We start from the raw sequence: 17,208 nt of genomic DNA, 5'->3' as shown, positions 1-17,208 counted from the left end.
ATCATTTTGAAGTTGTGTTATTCAAACATAAATTGCTTCATTCTTTAAAGCACTTTTGGTACTTTCATTTAAACGCTTTCTAGCCGAGTGACCAAGAGATTTTGAACATCAAGTTGCATACCATCCTCTTTCAATTGGGACTGTATCCCACGATAGAGTACATCTAGCAAGGCCTTACGCTGACTTTCAGAAATATCCAACTGCGCAATATTTTTTTGTAGATGCTGTACGATCACCATTTCATCTATATCCAGAACTTTTAAAGCATATACATAACCATAAATCGCTCCTTTCAATAAATTTTGATAAGGAATGTGCTGATGAATATGTTGCTCGATACTACCCAAAACGCGTTCATTAAGACTTAGCTTCCTTAAAGGATCTCTAGCCACGCGCTCACAAGGATCTTTGTAGGCCGATCGACATGAGTCCAAAAAGCTCTCTGCCATACGATCAAGTTCTTTGGCTTGATTTGGCACGACATTGCCTAGACCCAATTTAACCTCATCAACCAGTTGCTCAACAAAACGCTGCATTCGTTGATCAGACATCGCGATACCGATGGTTTCCATGTCATTTAGACTTGCATACCACGCCAACATGGCATGACAACCATTCCACAACCGATTTTTAATCACTTGAATATCGGCAATCTGATCGACTAAAACCATTTGGCGCATTTTACTTAAGAATGGACTTCGATTTTCAACATAAATGGGCATATCTGCTTCACTGTTGAATAAAATGAGATCCATATTTTGTGTGCATTGACCTGCTTGAAATTGCTCTCGTAGCTCCTCCAAGCATCGTGTCATTTGTTGCTCGTGTTTTTCACTCAACGTAGTTTCATCTGAAAGCTCAATAGCATCTGCATTCAAGTTAGCTTGGCTTTGTATATATAAACGATGCTTAATGTTGAGTTGGCGGTATAGGGTTTGGTCGGTCAGTTTTGAAACCATTCGATTCACGACGGTATCGCAAAAATAGTGTTCACTTAGAATGTGTTCAGCGATATCTTCATCAGTTATTTCAAGTAAAGCGTCACGAATATATTTGAGTACGAGATACTTTGCACAGACTTTATTGAGAATGATTAAAAATGTAATAGGTTCATTATTTTGCTGTATATCTTGTGACATAAACCGTGCAAGTAAGCCTTTTGCAATCACTCGCGCTTCAGATTCAATCGCATTTTCAGGGATACACAATGCAATTAGACTCGACTGCATATACATTTCAAGCATTTGCTGTTCATTGTTGGCATCAATGGCAGTTAGATTGTCAATTCGCTCATCATAAGAGGATTGACCATATCGAATGCTATACCCAGCAAATGTATTCACAGACTCGAGATACAAACGATTTCTGGTCGAAGCCAAAATTCGTTTAGGTCGGGTAAAACCATCCCAGTGCGACAGAACTTGAGCAATATATCCGCCACCTATTGCCCCAAAACCATGAATACCAACTGTCAACTGATTCAGGCTTTGCGGAAAAGCTTCTTGTAAAATCGGCATCCCCATTTCAGGAATATATTGATCCAAAGCATTTAGACACGCATACATATCTTGATAATAGAAATTTGCCTTTGAAAGCATATCATCGTTTGGTTCTTTGATATCTTTAAGCAGAATAGTGATACCACTAGCATCAAATGCAGAGCGAATACCATTTTCTGAATCTTCAAACATTAAACATGTCGATGTATCTAAATTTAACTGTTCCGCAGCTTTCAAGAAAATTTCGGGATGTGGCTTGCCTTTTTCGACTTCATCACCACAAACCAATACATCAAAAAACTTATACACGTTGGCATTAATTAAATACTCTTCGGCGATTGCCCGACGGCTTGAAGTCGCAACAGCCATCCTTAAACCAGACTTTCTTAAACGCTCTAGAACTTGAACCAATCCCTTTTTAATCGGTACACCGAGGTGTCGAACAGACTCTAATTCTAATTCATCCGCACGCTTTCGAATTGCTTGATAAGGAACATCCTCACCATAAAATTTTTGAGCAAGTTGCTCAGCCGTTGTTGCACTCAAACCTAAACAGTTCATGAGATAATCATCTGAAAATTCCTGTCCGATGAGTTCTTGAGATGCCTGTTTCAATGTTTGAAACCGTAACCGCTCAGTATCAAACATTGTTCCATCCATATCAAAAATTGCCCCATGAACAGGATAATCATGAAAAATCAGCATTTTGACTCCTAAAATATTTATTACGCTATCTAGAGTAACCAATAAAGATGCCAATAATTCAGACTGTAAATAAATGAAATGAAATTGATTAAATATTAGCCAACAATGTGCTTTTCTCATCTTATTTTGTTAGAACCAAGCAAAATACTTGCTCTATTAGAAAAGATATGATCGTTTATTGAGCAAATGATGGATTCATTCGTCTGACCTTAAAGCTAAAAATATCCGCTACTAAAAAAAAAGAAATACCTGTAATAAATACAGATATTCCTTCGATCAGCTTAAATTAATAGTTAAAGGTATAACTCAAACCATAAGTACGCCCTTCTGCTGGAAGGCTCTCGACAAGCCCATATATCTTTTCAGCTTGCTGACTATAGACAGTACGATAGTCTCTATTCCAAACATTATAGACACCAAAATCTACGCGGCCTTTCCATGCAGGAAAATGCGTTAAAACATCCATGGTTGCGTAACCTTTGATTTCTGCTGCACTTGGAGAAGCGTCTTCAAATGCTTTACTCGTTCCTTTTAGCGCAAGCATCTGTACCCGAGTACCAAAACCTTCATCGTTATTCCATTCCGCAAACACTGTACCTTTTGTTGGAGATACTTTTATCGCATTTAATTCTTTCCATTTATTGTCGACTTTATCCTTAAATTGACCACGCGTATAACCCAAGCTACCGCCAACTTTAAAGTCCTGCATAAATGGATAACTTGCGGTGAGTTCAGCGCCATAAATACGCTGATCGGTATCAACAATACTTGCCACTCTATTTTCAAACTTGGTCACTTTATCCGACGTATTATAGAAACCTGTTACTCCAAGATTTAGCCCTTGTTCATCATTCAAACGCCAACCCAATTCATAGCTATTTACACGAATCGGTTGTAAATCTGCTGTTGTGGTCAAGTTAAATGCATCACGCATCATGCGTTGCACATCAGGAAAACTAAAACCTTGTGAAAAGTTTGCAAAAACTTGTTGATCATCCGTTAGCTTATAGACTGTTCCTAAATTAAACAGAACCGTATCATCACTTACAGAACCGCTTGGCTGATCAACACCTCTGGCAGTATACGCTTCGGTTTTTGCTTTAATATATTGATAACGTGTGCCAGCTTGTACATTTAGTCGGTCTGAAAGTTCATAATCCGCTTGTAAAAATCCCCCTACACTTTGAATGGTTGTATCAGGCCCAGCATCAGAAGTCTTCCCCGTTGGTTTAAAGTGAAGTCCTGTATTTGATACAGCTAAGTGATCATAATATTGATCATCTTTTTCATGATCATAATCGATACCATAGGTCAGTTTCAGATCACGATTTGCAACGCTAAAATCACTTTGCATGGTGGAACGAAAACCTGCAACATCAATGTTAGACTGGCTTTGAGTTGCTTCGGTCATTGCAGCGCCCGTATAGACTGGATAGAAACGTGCACCCTCTTTACGATAATAAGCTTCAAGATTGAGTACTTGCCCCAATACATTTTGATTTTGATACTGTGTATTAAAGGCATAACGTTCAGTAAACGGCTGCGTCGGTAATTGTAAGCCTTTTTTACCTATATATGAGTTAGGTGCGCGACCATAAACATAGTCTTTACCATAATCAGGGCCATATGCACTATCTTGCTTATCTTTATAATACTGAGCACCAAAACTCAAGGATTGGGTATCGGTGAGGTCAATGCTGATACGTCCATTTACATCGATGGTGTCGGTATCTTGTCGACTGGTTTGCATTGGTGCAATCGCAATACGATTATCATGACTATCGAACTGTGAACCACGGCTGGTAAAATTCGCGCCTAAAAAGCCGTTGAGATTATCTTTGCTAAATGCAACTGATTGCCCCGCTTCATAAGCTAAACCATCACCACGAAACGTATCTGATGATGTAATCCCTAATTTCGTTTCAAAGCTTAATGGTTGAGATGCATCTGCACGTTTAGTAATGATATTGATAATACCGCCTGTTGCACCAGAACCATAAATACTGCTTGCCCCTGAAAGCACTTCAATACGTTCAATCATACTCGGACTAATGCTGTTGAGCTGACGAGCCACATCACGTGAACCATTTTGTGATACACCATCAATTAAAATCATCACATCACGACCACGCATGGTTTGCCCATAATTTGTAGTCGTGCCGGTACTTGGAGCAAGTGATGGTACTAATTGCGCTAACACATCTGCCAGTTTACGACCCGCACCGCTTTGCTGTTCAATTTGATTTTTTTCGATGGTTTGAACTGTACCCGCAATATCTGCAATACTTTTTGGTGTACGTGTTGCTGTGATCACAATTTTTTCTAACTGAGTCGTAGGCTTTTGATCAACGTCTGCTGTTACGGGTGCACTCGAAGATACTGTTTCTGCATATGCCTGTTGGGCAAACATGGCTAAAACAGCGAGACAACACGGTGTTATCTTAAATAAAAACTGCTTTGTATTTGTTTGATTCTGATGCCCAGCCCCGATGTCATTATTCATGCTTTACTCCTCCAAAAAGTCTTTTAAATCGCTAAACAAGCTTAAAAAGTGCGCCATTATAGACTTAATAAGAATTATTAGCATTAGCATTTATCTGATAAAAATAGAAATACCGAAGCCATTGCGATCATTTTGAAAATATTTAGGAATTAACTTTATTGCTGAGTAAAGTCTTCTGATTTGAAAATGATATGACCAGTAAATAAATCACCACAGCGATCATCAGTATTAAGAGCGAATAAAATGGTAATTGAATGCCCCATTGATATAAAAAAGTACTCAGTAAAGGCGCTACGATTAAACCGATCGCTTGAGTGGCTGTACAAAAACTTGCCATTTTGACTTGTGCTGATTGAGCAACAGATTGGGCTGCCCCAGTTGTAAATGCAGGTAAAAGGCTTGCCACGCCAACCCCATAGAACACATAGCTTGCTTGAAATATCCAAATATGCACCGCATATAACGATAGGATTAGTCCAATCATCATGCTAAATGTACCCAACAATACCAATGCCATCAATTTCAAACGCATTACTTTTACAATCAGGACCTGCGTAACCACCAAGCTAAAGCCAACGATGAGCATACATTGAGAAAAATAAATCGCACTTTGTTGTGTTGTTAATTGAAAATGATCTTGAATATAGAATCCAGCAGTCATATTCAAAGTGACGATCGCGACGAATGTACTAAACCCAAGTATCAACCAAGGCAGCGCTGGCTTCAGTGAGAAAGAATCTGCTTGTGTTATATCTTGTTGTTTTTCAGCAGTTACAGCACACATCACCGGGTCTTTCTGAAAATAGAGCGTAATAATTAAACTAAAAACCACCAATAAAATGACAGCAACCCACATCGGCATTAGAATTCCACCTAACAATAACACTGAGGTCAGAAATGGGCCAACGATCATACCTAAACTATTCATCGCGCCATACATCGCCATTTTTTGACTGCGTTGTTGCTCATCTATGACATGTTGCATCACATAACTTTGTAGACCAATTTGTGGCATCGCCATAAAACCACCCGTACTGGCTCGACTAATCACTAACAATGCAAAAATAACCAAAACAGGTAATGTCTGTTGTATTCCCAAATAAAGAATTGCTGTAAATATCGCCCAAGTAATGGTCATGCCCCAGAAACCATAATTCATTAATTGATAAGGCGTCTGTATTTTTTTCCCTTTGGCAATCAGAATGGATGCAATTGCCATACAAATCGCACCTGCTGAAACAATCATGCCACCTTGTAACTCCGTTAAGCCAAGCTCCCGAATTAATGGTGCGAGTAAAGGCAAAATCATTGAGAAACAAGTGCCGTTGGCTAAAGTTGCCCAAGCCAATAATTTAAAATTTTGCTGCATAATGTGTATTCATCAAAAGAAAAGGCATCTGGTGAAGATGCCTTTTTGATTGGATTAATATTTGAGTGTATAGCTCAAACCATAGGTACGACCTTGAGCTGGTAGGCTAGAGATTGGACCATAAACTGCTTCAGCCGCTTGGCTATATACCGTTTTATAGTCTGTATTCCAAACATTATAAACACCAAAACCTACAGTTCCAGGACCGGCTTTGGCATTGGCAATCACATCCATAACTGCATACCCCTTGATTTTAGTTGACGCATTCGGGCGAACATTTTCATCATATTTGGCAACGAGGGAATCTTCATATGCTTTATCAGTACCTTTCACGGCTAGCATCTGAACTCTTAGACCATTACCCTTGTCATCATTCCACTCACCAAATAATGTTCCTTTGATTGGGGAAATTTGAAACGCATTCAGCTCTCGCCAAGAACCGCTCGCATCTTTAAATTGACCTCGAGTATAAGATAATGTCCCACCGACACTAAACTGATCCAATACTGGCATGCTTGCATTCGCTTCAAGACCATAAATACGTTGGTCGGTATCTGCAACAGTTACAGAACGATCAGCTTTAAACTGGATGACTTTATCAGAAGTATTGTAGAACGTTGTTAATCCTAGATTTCCACCATGGTCATTTTGCAATCTCCAACCCAGTTCGTAGCTATTGACCGTAATTGGGTCAACATTGCCAGAGCGAACCACATAACCTGCTGATACATCACGTAATACACGTTGAATATCAGGTAAGCTAAAACCTTGTGAGAAGTTTGCAAACACTTGTTGCTGATCATTTAACTTATAAACAGCACCTAAATTAAATAATGTTTTGTCGTGCTTAACAGAACCCGCAGCGACTGTGCCTACAGGCTGTCCAGTAATATCGCCTTGAATTGCTGCAACGGTGGGTTGAAATGCACTGGTATCACTTTCAATACGTTGGTAACGTAAACCCGCTTGAACATTAAATGCATCCGTTAAATCATAATTTCCTTGAACAAATGCACCTAAGTTTTTAATGGTTGCATCTGGGCCAAAATCATAACTCCGCCCTGTATTTTGATATTTCAGACCATTATGAGTAAAACTATACAAATCAGCCGTTTGCTTATCTTTCTCATGATCATAATCAATACCATAAGTCAGTTTTAGATCACGATCAGCAACATTCAATTTTGATGTCATTGCAGCACGAATACCCGCGACATCAATATCAGATTCCGACTGGTAAGCCAAATAATATCCAGCAGGAATAAAGTTAGCTAGAACTGTTGGGAAAAAGCGAGCCTTTTCATTACGATAATACGTTTCAATATTTAACTCTTGACCAAATACATCTGTATTTTGATATTGCGCATTGACAGCATAACGTTTGGTAAATGGTTGGTCATCGATTTCAAAGCCTTTGATTGCTTTTAAGCTCGGTGGATTGCCTTTTAAAACCGCAAAACCTGGACCATAATCAGGGCCATATTCCGAATCTTGTTTGTCTTCATAATACTGAGCCCCCAAACTTATTTTTTGGGTATCAGCAAATTGCCAGCTTAGACGTCCATTTACATCAACCGTTTCAGTATCTTGGCGATCCGTTTGTGCAATCTCTGGTCCAATGCGGTTGCCATGACTGTCTTGGATTTCGCCACGTTTGGTATAGCCCGCCCCTAAGAAGCCATTCCAGTCACCTTGATTAAATCCAACTGATTGATACGCTTCATAGGCAAGTGCATCATTTTTAAAATTATCGCCAGATGTAACCCCAAGTTTTGTTTCAAAGTTTACGCCATCAGTGCCTTTTTTAGTGATGATATTAATAATACCGCCTGTCGCACCTGAACCATAAATACTACTTGCACCTGAAACTACCTCAATTTTTTCAATTGAATCTGGGCTGATACTATTCAGTTGACGAGCAGCATCACGAGAACCCGTTTGTGCAACACCATCAATGAGGACAAGCACCTGACGGCCACGCATGGTTTGACCGTAGTTGGTGGTCGTACCACTACTAGGACTGAGTGACGGAACCAACTGCGCTAGAATATCTGCCAACTTTCGTCCAGCAGCAGCTTGTTGCCCAATTTGTTTTTGTTCGATTGATTGAATAGTCCCTGCAATCTCAGCAATACTTTGTGCTGAACGTGATGCGGTCACAACAATCGGTGCAAGCTGTGTTGGCTTTTGAACTTCTGTAGATGTTGCAACATTTGCTTGGATCGTTGTATCGATCTCAGTTGTTTGCGCATAAAGCTGAGCGCTCACCGCCAAGCTCAAAAGTGTTAATGTTGTCGAAAGCGTATGAACTTTCATAAATAACCCCTAGATAAGTTGTTTCGATTGTTTTGCTTTGGAAATCAAAACCTGACTGAGTAAAACGCTCAAAATGGATGTAGCGGCAAGAATTAAATAAAAGTTTCCATAGCCAAACGCTTTGGCTAAGAAACCTGACATCGCACCACCAATGAAATAAACCAATAATTCAAAACAGACCAAAATAGTAAAATCCGTTCCAGCTTGATCTTTGGAACTGGTCTGCATGAAATGTGCATATAACGCCGTCATCGCGATATAACGAATCGCAAGAATGACAACAACAAATACGCCAAGTAATCTCTGCCATTGATCAAACCAACTGAGTAAGACAGCAATCCCCAATAAGGCATAAATCAAAGTTCGTGCCCAACCTGCCCAAATCAGTAATTGTGTTGCTGCTATTTTTTTCAAAAGAAATGCAGCAGATACGGCTGCTAACAACCCTACACCAGCTCCAATCACTGACATGAGGACACCAATTTCAGACAGTGACCATTTTTGATCAATCAGCATTGGGTTCAGCATTGCCATTGCTGGTGCTTCAACGATGCGATAGCAAACGATCAATGCTAAAGCCCATAACATTTCAGGGCGTTTAAAAGCTCGGATCAGACTCGGTGGTTGTTTTGCAATTTTCTCGGTGCTTGATTTTTCTTTGATTTGGGAAATGGCAAGCATAGTCAATGCAGTCATTGCAGCAAGAGACATCAGTGCCGTCTGCCAACCGTAAAGCTGATAAAGCCATAAGGTCGCAGCACCACCCACCATACTGCCAAGTGCAACGCCAATGCTTTGCGCCATACTTCCTAAGCGGTACTCAGATTCTGAAAAAGTTTCGACGGTATAGCCATCAATCGCAATATCTTGGGTTGCAGCAAAAGTTGAAATCCAAAGCCCTACGATGACAAATACACCAAGTCCATAATCGAACTGCGTGAGTGCTAAAGCGACCACACCCAAGACCAATGCGATCTGCGTAAATAGAAGCCAAGTTTTACGTTTGCCAAGTGCTTTAAAATAAAAACGATCGATTAATGGTGCCCAAAAGAACTTAAATGCCCATGGAATATAGAGCAGCGACAACATCCCAATCCAGCGTAAATCTACACCTTGATGACGCAAAATCGCAGGTAATGCAACGTTGTAAAAGTACAATGGTAAGGCATGTGCTAAATAAAGCACGACGACAACAGATAGACTTAATGCAGATACTTTTTGAATATTGAGCGTATTTTGCTGATTCATAAATACCTCTGCATCGCCCATTGCATGGCATCAGTTTTATCGACACTCACAAAATACGGAACGTGCCATGCTTTATGCAAAGCAGGTGTATCTAATCGGATACGATCCTCTTCGTCCTGCGCAATACGAGCAAAACCCAAACAATACTGATAAAAATCTTGTTTATATTGTTTGTACCACTTGCCCTGTATCGCGCGGTATTCTTCAGGAAATGCTGTATTCACATCGGTCTGCATAATCAACACAAAATTTCTTTTTTGTTCAAAATAGTGCTGAATATGTGCTAGCCATTGTTCAAATTCTGCCACTGAGACTTGCGCCGCAAAGCGCATGTCTAAGATGTGCATCTCATTGATTGACTTTTCATTGATCAATAAGCTCATGTAACACTCAAGGATTTGGCTGGCTGTTCAGCGAGCTGTTGTTGAGAAGCTTGGTAATATTCCCCAAACTTGTGATAAAACGTTTCTCTATAGCAGTAATACAACATGGCAGTTTTCTCTGGCATCGGAATCAGACGTTGACTTTCATAGCAAAGCTCTTCTACTACCGCTGCATAAGGTTTAACCGTATGATCTGGTTCTCCTACGATTTTTTTAGCATTTGAATATTCAAAAATATAGAAACTCAGTAAACGAATCGTTGGACGCAAAAAGCCTTTGCCAAAAACAGACTTATCGCCAAATAACAAATGCCAACCTAAATCATCATCATCACCTTCATAATAACGACCTAAACGATCCCGTTTACCTTCATAGATTTCGGTATAACCCACATCTTTTCCATCAATACCCACAATGAGTAAACGGTGATGATCATCCGCTAGCATCTTGTCAAAATAAACTTGTAGTTCTAATTCAGACTTATTTAATTGCCATTGGGGGATCACATGTGGTTCATGCATCCATTTGTGTAATAAAGGAATATCTTGTGGATATTGGACTTGTCTCAAATAGTATTGCGTCCCATTCTCATAGTATTCAAAAAAATCAGGAAGTTGTCTAGAGATTGTTTTCATATCAAAACCTTCAAATTCAAAAATTGTTTACAAATGCTTAACCTGCCTTAGTATTAACATTCTGGACTGACCAGTCAGCTAAGGTGCTAGGACTAACAGGATTCGCGATTGGATCAAGGAAAACAGGCACAGGACGTTCTGCTTCATCGTTATAACTTGTGGTAAATAAACGCACACGGTTTAGACAAATTTTGGTGTAGGTTGGGCGTAACATGGCAAACTTTTCAGCACGCTCTGCCAGTTCTGGATGTTGATGGTGAAATTCAACAATCGTATTAGAAATCGTTTGCCAAAAATCCAGCTCTGAATATTCAGGATAATCTTGCAAGAACACATTACAGATATAACGGTAATGCACCATGAATAGACCAGTGAAAATAAAGTGACTCAAATCAGAGGCTTCATGACGTAATAACAAATCAGCTTCAGATGGCAATTGAGCCAACTCTGGGAAATCCTCATCGACCAAATTAATATCATCAATAAAGTCTTTTAAGACCAATGCTTTTGGTACACCATTTTCATGTACCAGCATGGTGTTTTCCCCATGGGGTGAGAATGCCAAACCGTAGCGGTACAAACAAAGTAACAACGGGCTAAGACAAACTTGTGCAAATTGCGCTAACCATTGCAACGGATTGAGACCTGAAGCTTGAATCAACACACTTAGAATGGACTGCCCTGAAATATCTCGATGTAATAAAGCAGCTTGAGAAAGCACTTGTTGAGATGGATCAACATAGCGATCTACACTTTCGCGCCATAAGCAACCAAATAACTCTTTAAATTGATAAGGCGCACCTTCTATTCGATCAAAACAGGGCTGATGTATGGTTAAAGTCGCAACTTCACCTAAAAAAATGACACCTGTTTTCTGTAGATCTTGATCCTGTTGATGGATTTGTTTTAACCATGCCGTCACTGCTGGAGCAGCAAGATTACGTTTCGATGGTAATCCGCGATAAACTGCTGTATTAAAAATACTGACAGGCATCTTAATGTAATGACGTTGTAGGTTTGATGTATTGCAAAGCGTGCGAATTGACTGCATCGGCACATAGCTATCTTGACTGATGCTCAGCTCAATAATTTTCTGATCCACGATTTCATTGGCATAAGTTGGAACAAGCCATTGATGCCATTGCCAAGCATGGACTGGAATCAAAAAGTAATCTTGTGGGTTTAGGTTTTTCGTTTGTAGAATACTTTGGAACTGTTGCAGTTCATTTGTATCAAATTCGTGTTGGTACAAATCACATGCGTTCCATTCTTGAGTACTGCGATATTCAGCTAAATCACGATGGACTGCTAACCAGAGCACTTTCATTTCAGGTGAAAGTTCTGGCGCTGATGAAAGATAATCATCATAACCAAAACCCATACGTCCTTTACTCATAATCAGCCAAGGATGACCACGTAACATGCCTTCAACTTTATAATGTGGTTCAGTCAAAACCGCATGGCTTGCCAAGCGATTCACATCAAATAAATGCGCTTCTGCCAACCAAGTATTGTTCATTTCTTTAATCAAATACGCTTTGGTAAATGGCTTTACATTGGAACTGTCAGCCATAGCAACAATAAATTCATGCAGATTCCAAGCAGGTTGATCCTGATCATGACTTAGATCACGTACAGAACCTTCCAAAATATTCCAATGCCCAAGCAAATATGGATGACCTTGAAACTCATAGTGATGATCGCCTAGATCTAACTGGTAATGTCCAGCAGTTGAAGCGTTCACTTCAATAATTTCTTCATAGAGAAACTCTGCAATTGCCATTTCAATAAGACGCTGTCCTGCGGCACGCCATTGCTGCTGATTAATTTTTAACGTTGCAAAGTTCATATCAGTTTCTCGTACGTTGGATGCGCAGAAGTAGTTTGAGTACGTGTATTGGAACAACGGCTGCTTGAATGTGCTATCAACACGCCCTGTTCTGTTTTCTTTAAAATCAAATGGTTTTTGCTACTCACTTTTTCACCGAGGCAATCATCTGAACGTACGTTTTCATCTGCTAAACAAATTTTAGGGTTTTGGGAGAGATTAAAATGTTGGAAAGTTTGCTCTTGCTGACCTAGATCATAGAGTTGCTCGCCAAGCAATTGATTGATAATTGTTGCTGCGCGGTATGCACCAAGCCCTAAATCAGGCGTCCCAACACCATGACTATGCATTTCCTGATTTTGGACAAAAATATTTCCATTCAGATGATGAACAACACGATAGTCCTCAGTGATTTTCCAGCGCTGTTTATGGTCAAATTCAATATATGGCTTCAGCAATTGCATAAACTCAAAGTCTGGTGTGAAATAGCCTGTTGCTGCGACCAAGAAATCACAATCGAGATGGAAAGCCTGTGGTGTGGCACGGTGTTGGAAATACAAACGAATTTTTTGCGTATCCAACACTTCTGCGTCTTTCAACTCACATTGGCTATGCAAATGCGTTTGTAAACGCTGCCCTGCAATTGTGCGGTGATAAAGCTTTTGATAAATTTCCCGAATCGTTTTTGCGCTGATGCCCTTGTACAACAAAGCCTGCTGCTGCAATTGCTGATCTTTTTGCTGTACTGGCAATTCGTAAAAATGCTGTGCATAGTCTGGACTAAAGTGTTCTAAACCTAATGGCGCATATTCCATTGGGAAGAAACCTTGAGAACGCGTAAACCAATGCAAATCAAATTGATGACGTGATTTATCCTGTTGTTCATCAAACAGATCAATAAACACCTCAGCCGCAGACTGTCCAGAACCAAGTACCACTACATCGCCGTGTAAATCCGCATCAGCGTGTGTCATATACTGAGCTGAATGCAGACATTGTTTAGGTTGCTGTTGCTGAACTTTAGCCAAACATTCAGGTAGGTAAGGCACATTACCGCTACCGATTACTAAATGACGGCATAAATAACTTTGTTGAACACCTTGTGATTCCACAACCACTTTAAAACCAATTGTTTGAGGCTCAATCTTTAAAACCCGCGATTGATATTCGATACAATCGAGTTGCTCAGCAACCCATCGGCAATAATGGTTATACTCACAACGAGGGATATGTGGCTGCTCTAAAAAATAGAACTTATATAAACGTTGCTGATGACGTAGATAATTTAAGAAACTAAATGGGTTGGTTGGATCAACCATTGACACCAAATCTGCCATAAACGGCACTTGCAATACCGTATTGGGTAACTGCATTCCTGCATGCCAATCAAACTGAGCCTTTTGCTCGAAAAACACATAATTTAATGCGCTTTTGTTTTGTAGCAAGCTAGCAAGACTTAAATTAAATGGCCCTAAACCTATTCCAATAAAATCAAGCATAACTGACATCCTTCTGTGAGATACACAGCGGATTTGGCAGTTGTACATAAACAGATTGATTTTCGACGGGTGAAATCAACTCATCTAGCTCATGCAACCGCGTCAGTAAATTCCCCTTATATGGCAAGGTGTCATTGAACAATAAACCTTGTAATAAAGTGCTATCTGGATATTTCAGCAACTGCTCTTGTAAGAATACTTTTAAATATTCGAGCAGGATATCTTCACTGATATAGCCTGTTGCTCCAATCGCATTGATAATGCCAAATAAGGTATTACCAAAGAAATAATAACTAAAGCGTTCGTCCACAAAATCTTTAGGACCTACCGCAAAGGCTTTTTCTTTGAGTTCAGGGAGGGCTGCTAAAATTTCAGTGGCAAACTCTTCGATATAATAGAAACCTTGATTGTCACGTAACCACAAAGTTTTTGGGAAATGGTTCTCTAATTCAAGTAACACATTTTGTTGATGCGATTCAAATGCCATACCATGACGATGATAGACATACATCAAGGGTTGCAAACTAACCTCAAGGAAACGATTGAACCAATCCAAGGCAATGTCTGAATAATTTGTTTCATGATTTACTTTGGCTATTTTTGCAAACAGTGCATTAAATCGGTTTAACGGTTTACTCGGATGATCCTGACATAAAGATGCAATACAGGTGACTTGCTGTTGTGGATGAAATGGCTGGTCTCTGAAGATACAAATACTTTCATTTACCACTTCTTCATCAATTTTCAACGCAATCCAAGCTGGGTCATTGACGGCTTTCAAGCTTGGGCACTGCTTTAGAATATTTTGACCAAATTCGCTGTGCCATAAACGATGTGTAAGTTCGCCACGATGACATTCTTTGGCTAAATTCACACGAATAGAATTGGTGATCATCACCGAAAGTGACGGCTTCATCATCCACGGTGCATTGAAACTTGCTAAAGTTCGAATCGATGTCGTAGGAGAAAATTGCCAACCGCGTAATCCAAGATCAAGCAATTGCCCTGTTTGCTTTAAACGTTCAAACCACGGTTTGCTTTGTAAATAACGTGCTTGCCACGGATGTAAAGGCAGTAATTTATATTCCGTGTGTGTTCTTAGGAGACTTAGATCCGCTTCAGACAAATACCACTGTAACGCTTTTTTTAATTGACTAGAAATACACTCATCTGTTGCACTACCTTCAGCAATATAGTCCTGATGAACTAACCAATAATACATCTGCGTCAGGCCTTTATTTTCAGGAGAAAACTTCAGCCAATCCTCGTGAACAAAGCCCGTTCTACTTTTTGGCGCAGGATGCATACTATGCCCCAAAATCAAAGCTTGCTCTGTTTCAATAAAGCTTTGCCCTGCTTTTATTAAATCATCAAATTCATGTTCACGATTTTGTAAAAACTGTTGTAGCGCATCACGACTTTGAATCCATTTCTCGACTAAAGACGAGGCATCTAAGAGAATAGACGATTCAAAAACCAGCTCTTCAAGTAAAAGCCCCACGATCGAGACTGGGCTTAAGGTTTTAATTTGTCCATGAATAATAATCTGTGGAAGATCGGCTAAACGATGTCGTCCGACTCGACTGACATAAGATAAAGGGAAATAACATTGTGCATGTATCGAATGTATCGGTAACGATAACAGCGTCAAACCTTGGCTAAACGCTAGTTGTTGCGAATTTTGCTGATTTTGATTTAGCAAGTGACCTTTGCCAGTTTCTTGCGTATATGCGTTGACGAAATGTTGTATCGCCAACCGATTAGCAAGTGATTGCATCTGTCGGTATCCTCTTATGAAGAGAGTAAATTTTTTTTCGAAATGTTTTGAGCTCTAAACAAACCTTAGCATAAAGTCTTATGGTTAAGATTATATTAATGATAATAATTATCATTTATAATTTCAATTTAATAATTAAAATAAAGAATTATTCTTAATCTGTTGATTTAAAATGTTTTTATGGGAAATCTGCTTTAAAAAGATACAAAGAAGAACAATCGTTATTATTAGATAATATGATCAGCTCTCTAACATCAATTGTTTTTATAGATATAAAAAAATTTGAAAATATGCCGAATTAATATACTTTTCACATATTAAACATCCAAAACATCCAAAAAAGCAGCGCTAAGTATTTGTGCTAAGTCGTGTGGAGCAAGTCCTATGTCCAATCCTCTCTTCCCACCACTTACATATATCTTGTTAAAAGCTTTCGCCGTTGCATCAATCACTGTTTTTAATCGTTTCTTCTGCCCTAATGGGCTAATTCCTCCAACCAAATAACCAGTTAAACGTTCAGCATCTTTTGGATTTGCCATTTGTAGCTTTTTACAGCCCACTGCGGCAGCAACTTTTTTGAGGTTCAATTGATGATTTACAGGCAATAGCGCCACAAAATAATTTTTCCCATCTGTTACCATGAGTGTTTTAAACACTTCTTCCACATTCAAATTTAACTTTTCGGCTGCTTCTAAACCAAAACTTTTGGCATTAGCATCATGCTCATATTCGTGAACTGAAAATGCTATTTTATTTTTTTCCAATAACTTACATGCAGGTGTCATGGTAGATCTATGTTCTTCATTTGATTTTTAAAAGTGGTAATAGTGTAGCATTTTAATAAACGAGATTAAATTTACTTAGGCTATTTTAGACATAAAACTATTCTTGATAAATTGCATGTCATCCTCATATATTTCTTAAATGTAAATGATTCGGTACAGCAACTCATGAGCTACAAACATAACAATTTAATGGCAATGCGCCATAATTACTGGGAAGATGAATCATCCACTGCTGTACAAGCTGAAAAGCAATTTCTAAAAGATACTTTGATTGAGGAAGGTATTTTTCAGAATGCAACGTTAGAAGACACTAAGTACTTCTTTTTCACCTTGCCTAGCATCATTATCGTTAAAGCGCATGCGCTTGGTTTCCATCACAACTTTGTAAAACAAATGTTGATTAAGCATATTCATTCAAATCGTGAAGCTCTGATGCAGAAATCAACATTGAAGATTCAGTTTAAAATTTAGGACATTTGTATATCAATGTGATTCAAAAGGTTAGCAAATTACTTAGGCTATTTTGAACCATTGATCTGTTTCACAAATTTAGACTGATAATTCAAACGATTGAACTATTTTAATACGTTTAAAAGCTGTAATATCCACTACAATTTAGCTCTCGGCTTCACTCCCTTCGATTTCAGCATAGGATTTTTCT

The 17,208-nt window shown here is 39.1% G+C and carries 12 protein-coding genes; 1 reads left to right on the top strand and 11 read right to left on the bottom strand.

Translation table 11 applies throughout. The annotated features are described in order from the left end of the window. Positions 1–68 precede the first annotated feature (68 nt). The 11 genes from mtlD to ybaK all read right to left on the bottom strand — a co-directional run bounded on the left by mtlD (position 69) and on the right by ybaK (position 16,547). Complete coding sequence (gene mtlD / locus F991_RS09945; protein WP_004671008.1) at positions 69–2,204, bottom strand: bifunctional mannitol-1-phosphate dehydrogenase/phosphatase; 2,136 nt, start codon at positions 2,202–2,204, stop codon at positions 69–71. A gap of 286 nt (positions 2,205–2,490) precedes the next feature. Next, positions 2,491–4,707, bottom strand: a complete 2,217-nt coding sequence (locus tag F991_RS09940) for a TonB-dependent receptor (protein ID WP_004671007.1) — start codon at positions 4,705–4,707, stop codon at positions 2,491–2,493. Between the two features lie 142 nt (positions 4,708–4,849). Beyond that, positions 4,850–6,076: an MFS transporter gene (locus F991_RS09935; protein ID WP_004671006.1), complete on the bottom strand. Its 1,227-nt coding sequence runs from the start codon at positions 6,074–6,076 to the stop codon at positions 4,850–4,852. Between the two features lie 54 nt (positions 6,077–6,130). Further along, positions 6,131–8,392 (bottom strand): putative TonB-dependent ferric acinetoferrin receptor ActA, encoded by a 2,262-nt coding sequence (gene actA, locus F991_RS09930; RefSeq protein ID WP_004671005.1) that lies wholly within the window; start codon positions 8,390–8,392, stop codon positions 6,131–6,133. Positions 8,393–8,401: 9 nt separating this feature from the next. Continuing rightward, a complete protein-coding gene (actC, locus tag F991_RS09925; protein ID WP_004671004.1) occupies positions 8,402–9,640 on the bottom strand; it encodes a putative ferric acinetoferrin MFS transporter permease subunit ActC in 1,239 nt (412 codons plus the stop codon). Next, positions 9,637–10,023 (bottom strand): hypothetical protein, encoded by a 387-nt coding sequence (locus F991_RS09920; protein WP_004671003.1) that lies wholly within the window; start codon positions 10,021–10,023, stop codon positions 9,637–9,639. The genes actC and F991_RS09920 overlap by 4 nt, the downstream gene beginning before the upstream one ends. After that, positions 10,020–10,658 (bottom strand): GNAT family N-acetyltransferase, encoded by a 639-nt coding sequence (locus F991_RS09915; RefSeq protein WP_004671001.1) that lies wholly within the window; start codon positions 10,656–10,658, stop codon positions 10,020–10,022. Before F991_RS09915 ends, F991_RS09920 begins: the two co-directional genes overlap by 4 nt. A 37-nt stretch (positions 10,659–10,695) precedes the next feature. Next, positions 10,696–12,507 (bottom strand): IucA/IucC family protein, encoded by a 1,812-nt coding sequence (locus F991_RS09910; protein WP_004670999.1) that lies wholly within the window; start codon positions 12,505–12,507, stop codon positions 10,696–10,698. Further along, positions 12,504–13,985 (bottom strand): lysine N(6)-hydroxylase/L-ornithine N(5)-oxygenase family protein, encoded by a 1,482-nt coding sequence (locus tag F991_RS09905; RefSeq protein WP_004670997.1) that lies wholly within the window; start codon positions 13,983–13,985, stop codon positions 12,504–12,506. The genes F991_RS09910 and F991_RS09905 overlap by 4 nt, the downstream gene beginning before the upstream one ends. Beyond that, a complete protein-coding gene (locus tag F991_RS09900) occupies positions 13,978–15,762 on the bottom strand; it encodes an IucA/IucC family protein (protein WP_004670995.1) in 1,785 nt (594 codons plus the stop codon). The genes F991_RS09905 and F991_RS09900 overlap by 8 nt, the downstream gene beginning before the upstream one ends. A gap of 317 nt (positions 15,763–16,079) precedes the next feature. Beyond that, complete coding sequence (gene ybaK / locus F991_RS09895; RefSeq protein WP_004670993.1) at positions 16,080–16,547, bottom strand: Cys-tRNA(Pro) deacylase; 468 nt, start codon at positions 16,545–16,547, stop codon at positions 16,080–16,082. Between the two features lie 165 nt (positions 16,548–16,712). On the opposite strand from ybaK, the gene F991_RS09890 reads away from it, so the two are divergent. Then, a complete protein-coding gene (locus F991_RS09890; protein ID WP_004670991.1) occupies positions 16,713–17,018 on the top strand; it encodes a hypothetical protein in 306 nt (101 codons plus the stop codon). The last annotated feature ends 190 nt before the right edge of the window (positions 17,019–17,208 follow it).

The sequence above is a fragment of the Acinetobacter sp. CIP-A165 genome, from assembly GCF_000367985.1.
Taxonomy (GTDB): domain Bacteria; phylum Pseudomonadota; class Gammaproteobacteria; order Pseudomonadales; family Moraxellaceae; genus Acinetobacter.
Note: the sequence above shows the minus strand (reverse complement) of the source record. Positions and strands in the feature narration are given on the sequence as shown.

What these genes read in the sequence shown, in the direction of transcription:
- F991_RS09905 (WP_004670997.1), bottom strand. Translation starts at nt 13,985, where the DNA reads ATGCTTGATTTTATTGGAATAGGTTTAGGGCCATTTAATTTAAGTCTT.
- F991_RS09890 (WP_004670991.1), top strand. Translation starts at nt 16,713, where the DNA reads ATGAGCTACAAACATAACAATTTAATGGCAATGCGCCATAATTACTGG.
- F991_RS09900 (WP_004670995.1), bottom strand. Translation starts at nt 15,762, where the DNA reads ATGCAATCACTTGCTAATCGGTTGGCGATACAACATTTCGTCAACGCA.
- F991_RS09935 (WP_004671006.1), bottom strand. Translation starts at nt 6,076, where the DNA reads ATGCAGCAAAATTTTAAATTATTGGCTTGGGCAACTTTAGCCAACGGC.
- F991_RS09940 (WP_004671007.1), bottom strand. Translation starts at nt 4,707, where the DNA reads ATGAATAATGACATCGGGGCTGGGCATCAGAATCAAACAAATACAAAG.
- mtlD (WP_004671008.1), bottom strand. Translation starts at nt 2,204, where the DNA reads ATGCTGATTTTTCATGATTATCCTGTTCATGGGGCAATTTTTGATATG.
- F991_RS09920 (WP_004671003.1), bottom strand. Translation starts at nt 10,023, where the DNA reads ATGAGCTTATTGATCAATGAAAAGTCAATCAATGAGATGCACATCTTA.
- ybaK (WP_004670993.1), bottom strand. Translation starts at nt 16,547, where the DNA reads ATGACACCTGCATGTAAGTTATTGGAAAAAAATAAAATAGCATTTTCA.
- actC (WP_004671004.1), bottom strand. Translation starts at nt 9,640, where the DNA reads ATGAATCAGCAAAATACGCTCAATATTCAAAAAGTATCTGCATTAAGT.
- F991_RS09910 (WP_004670999.1), bottom strand. Translation starts at nt 12,507, where the DNA reads ATGAACTTTGCAACGTTAAAAATTAATCAGCAGCAATGGCGTGCCGCA.
- actA (WP_004671005.1), bottom strand. Translation starts at nt 8,392, where the DNA reads ATGAAAGTTCATACGCTTTCGACAACATTAACACTTTTGAGCTTGGCG.
- F991_RS09915 (WP_004671001.1), bottom strand. Translation starts at nt 10,658, where the DNA reads ATGAAAACAATCTCTAGACAACTTCCTGATTTTTTTGAATACTATGAG.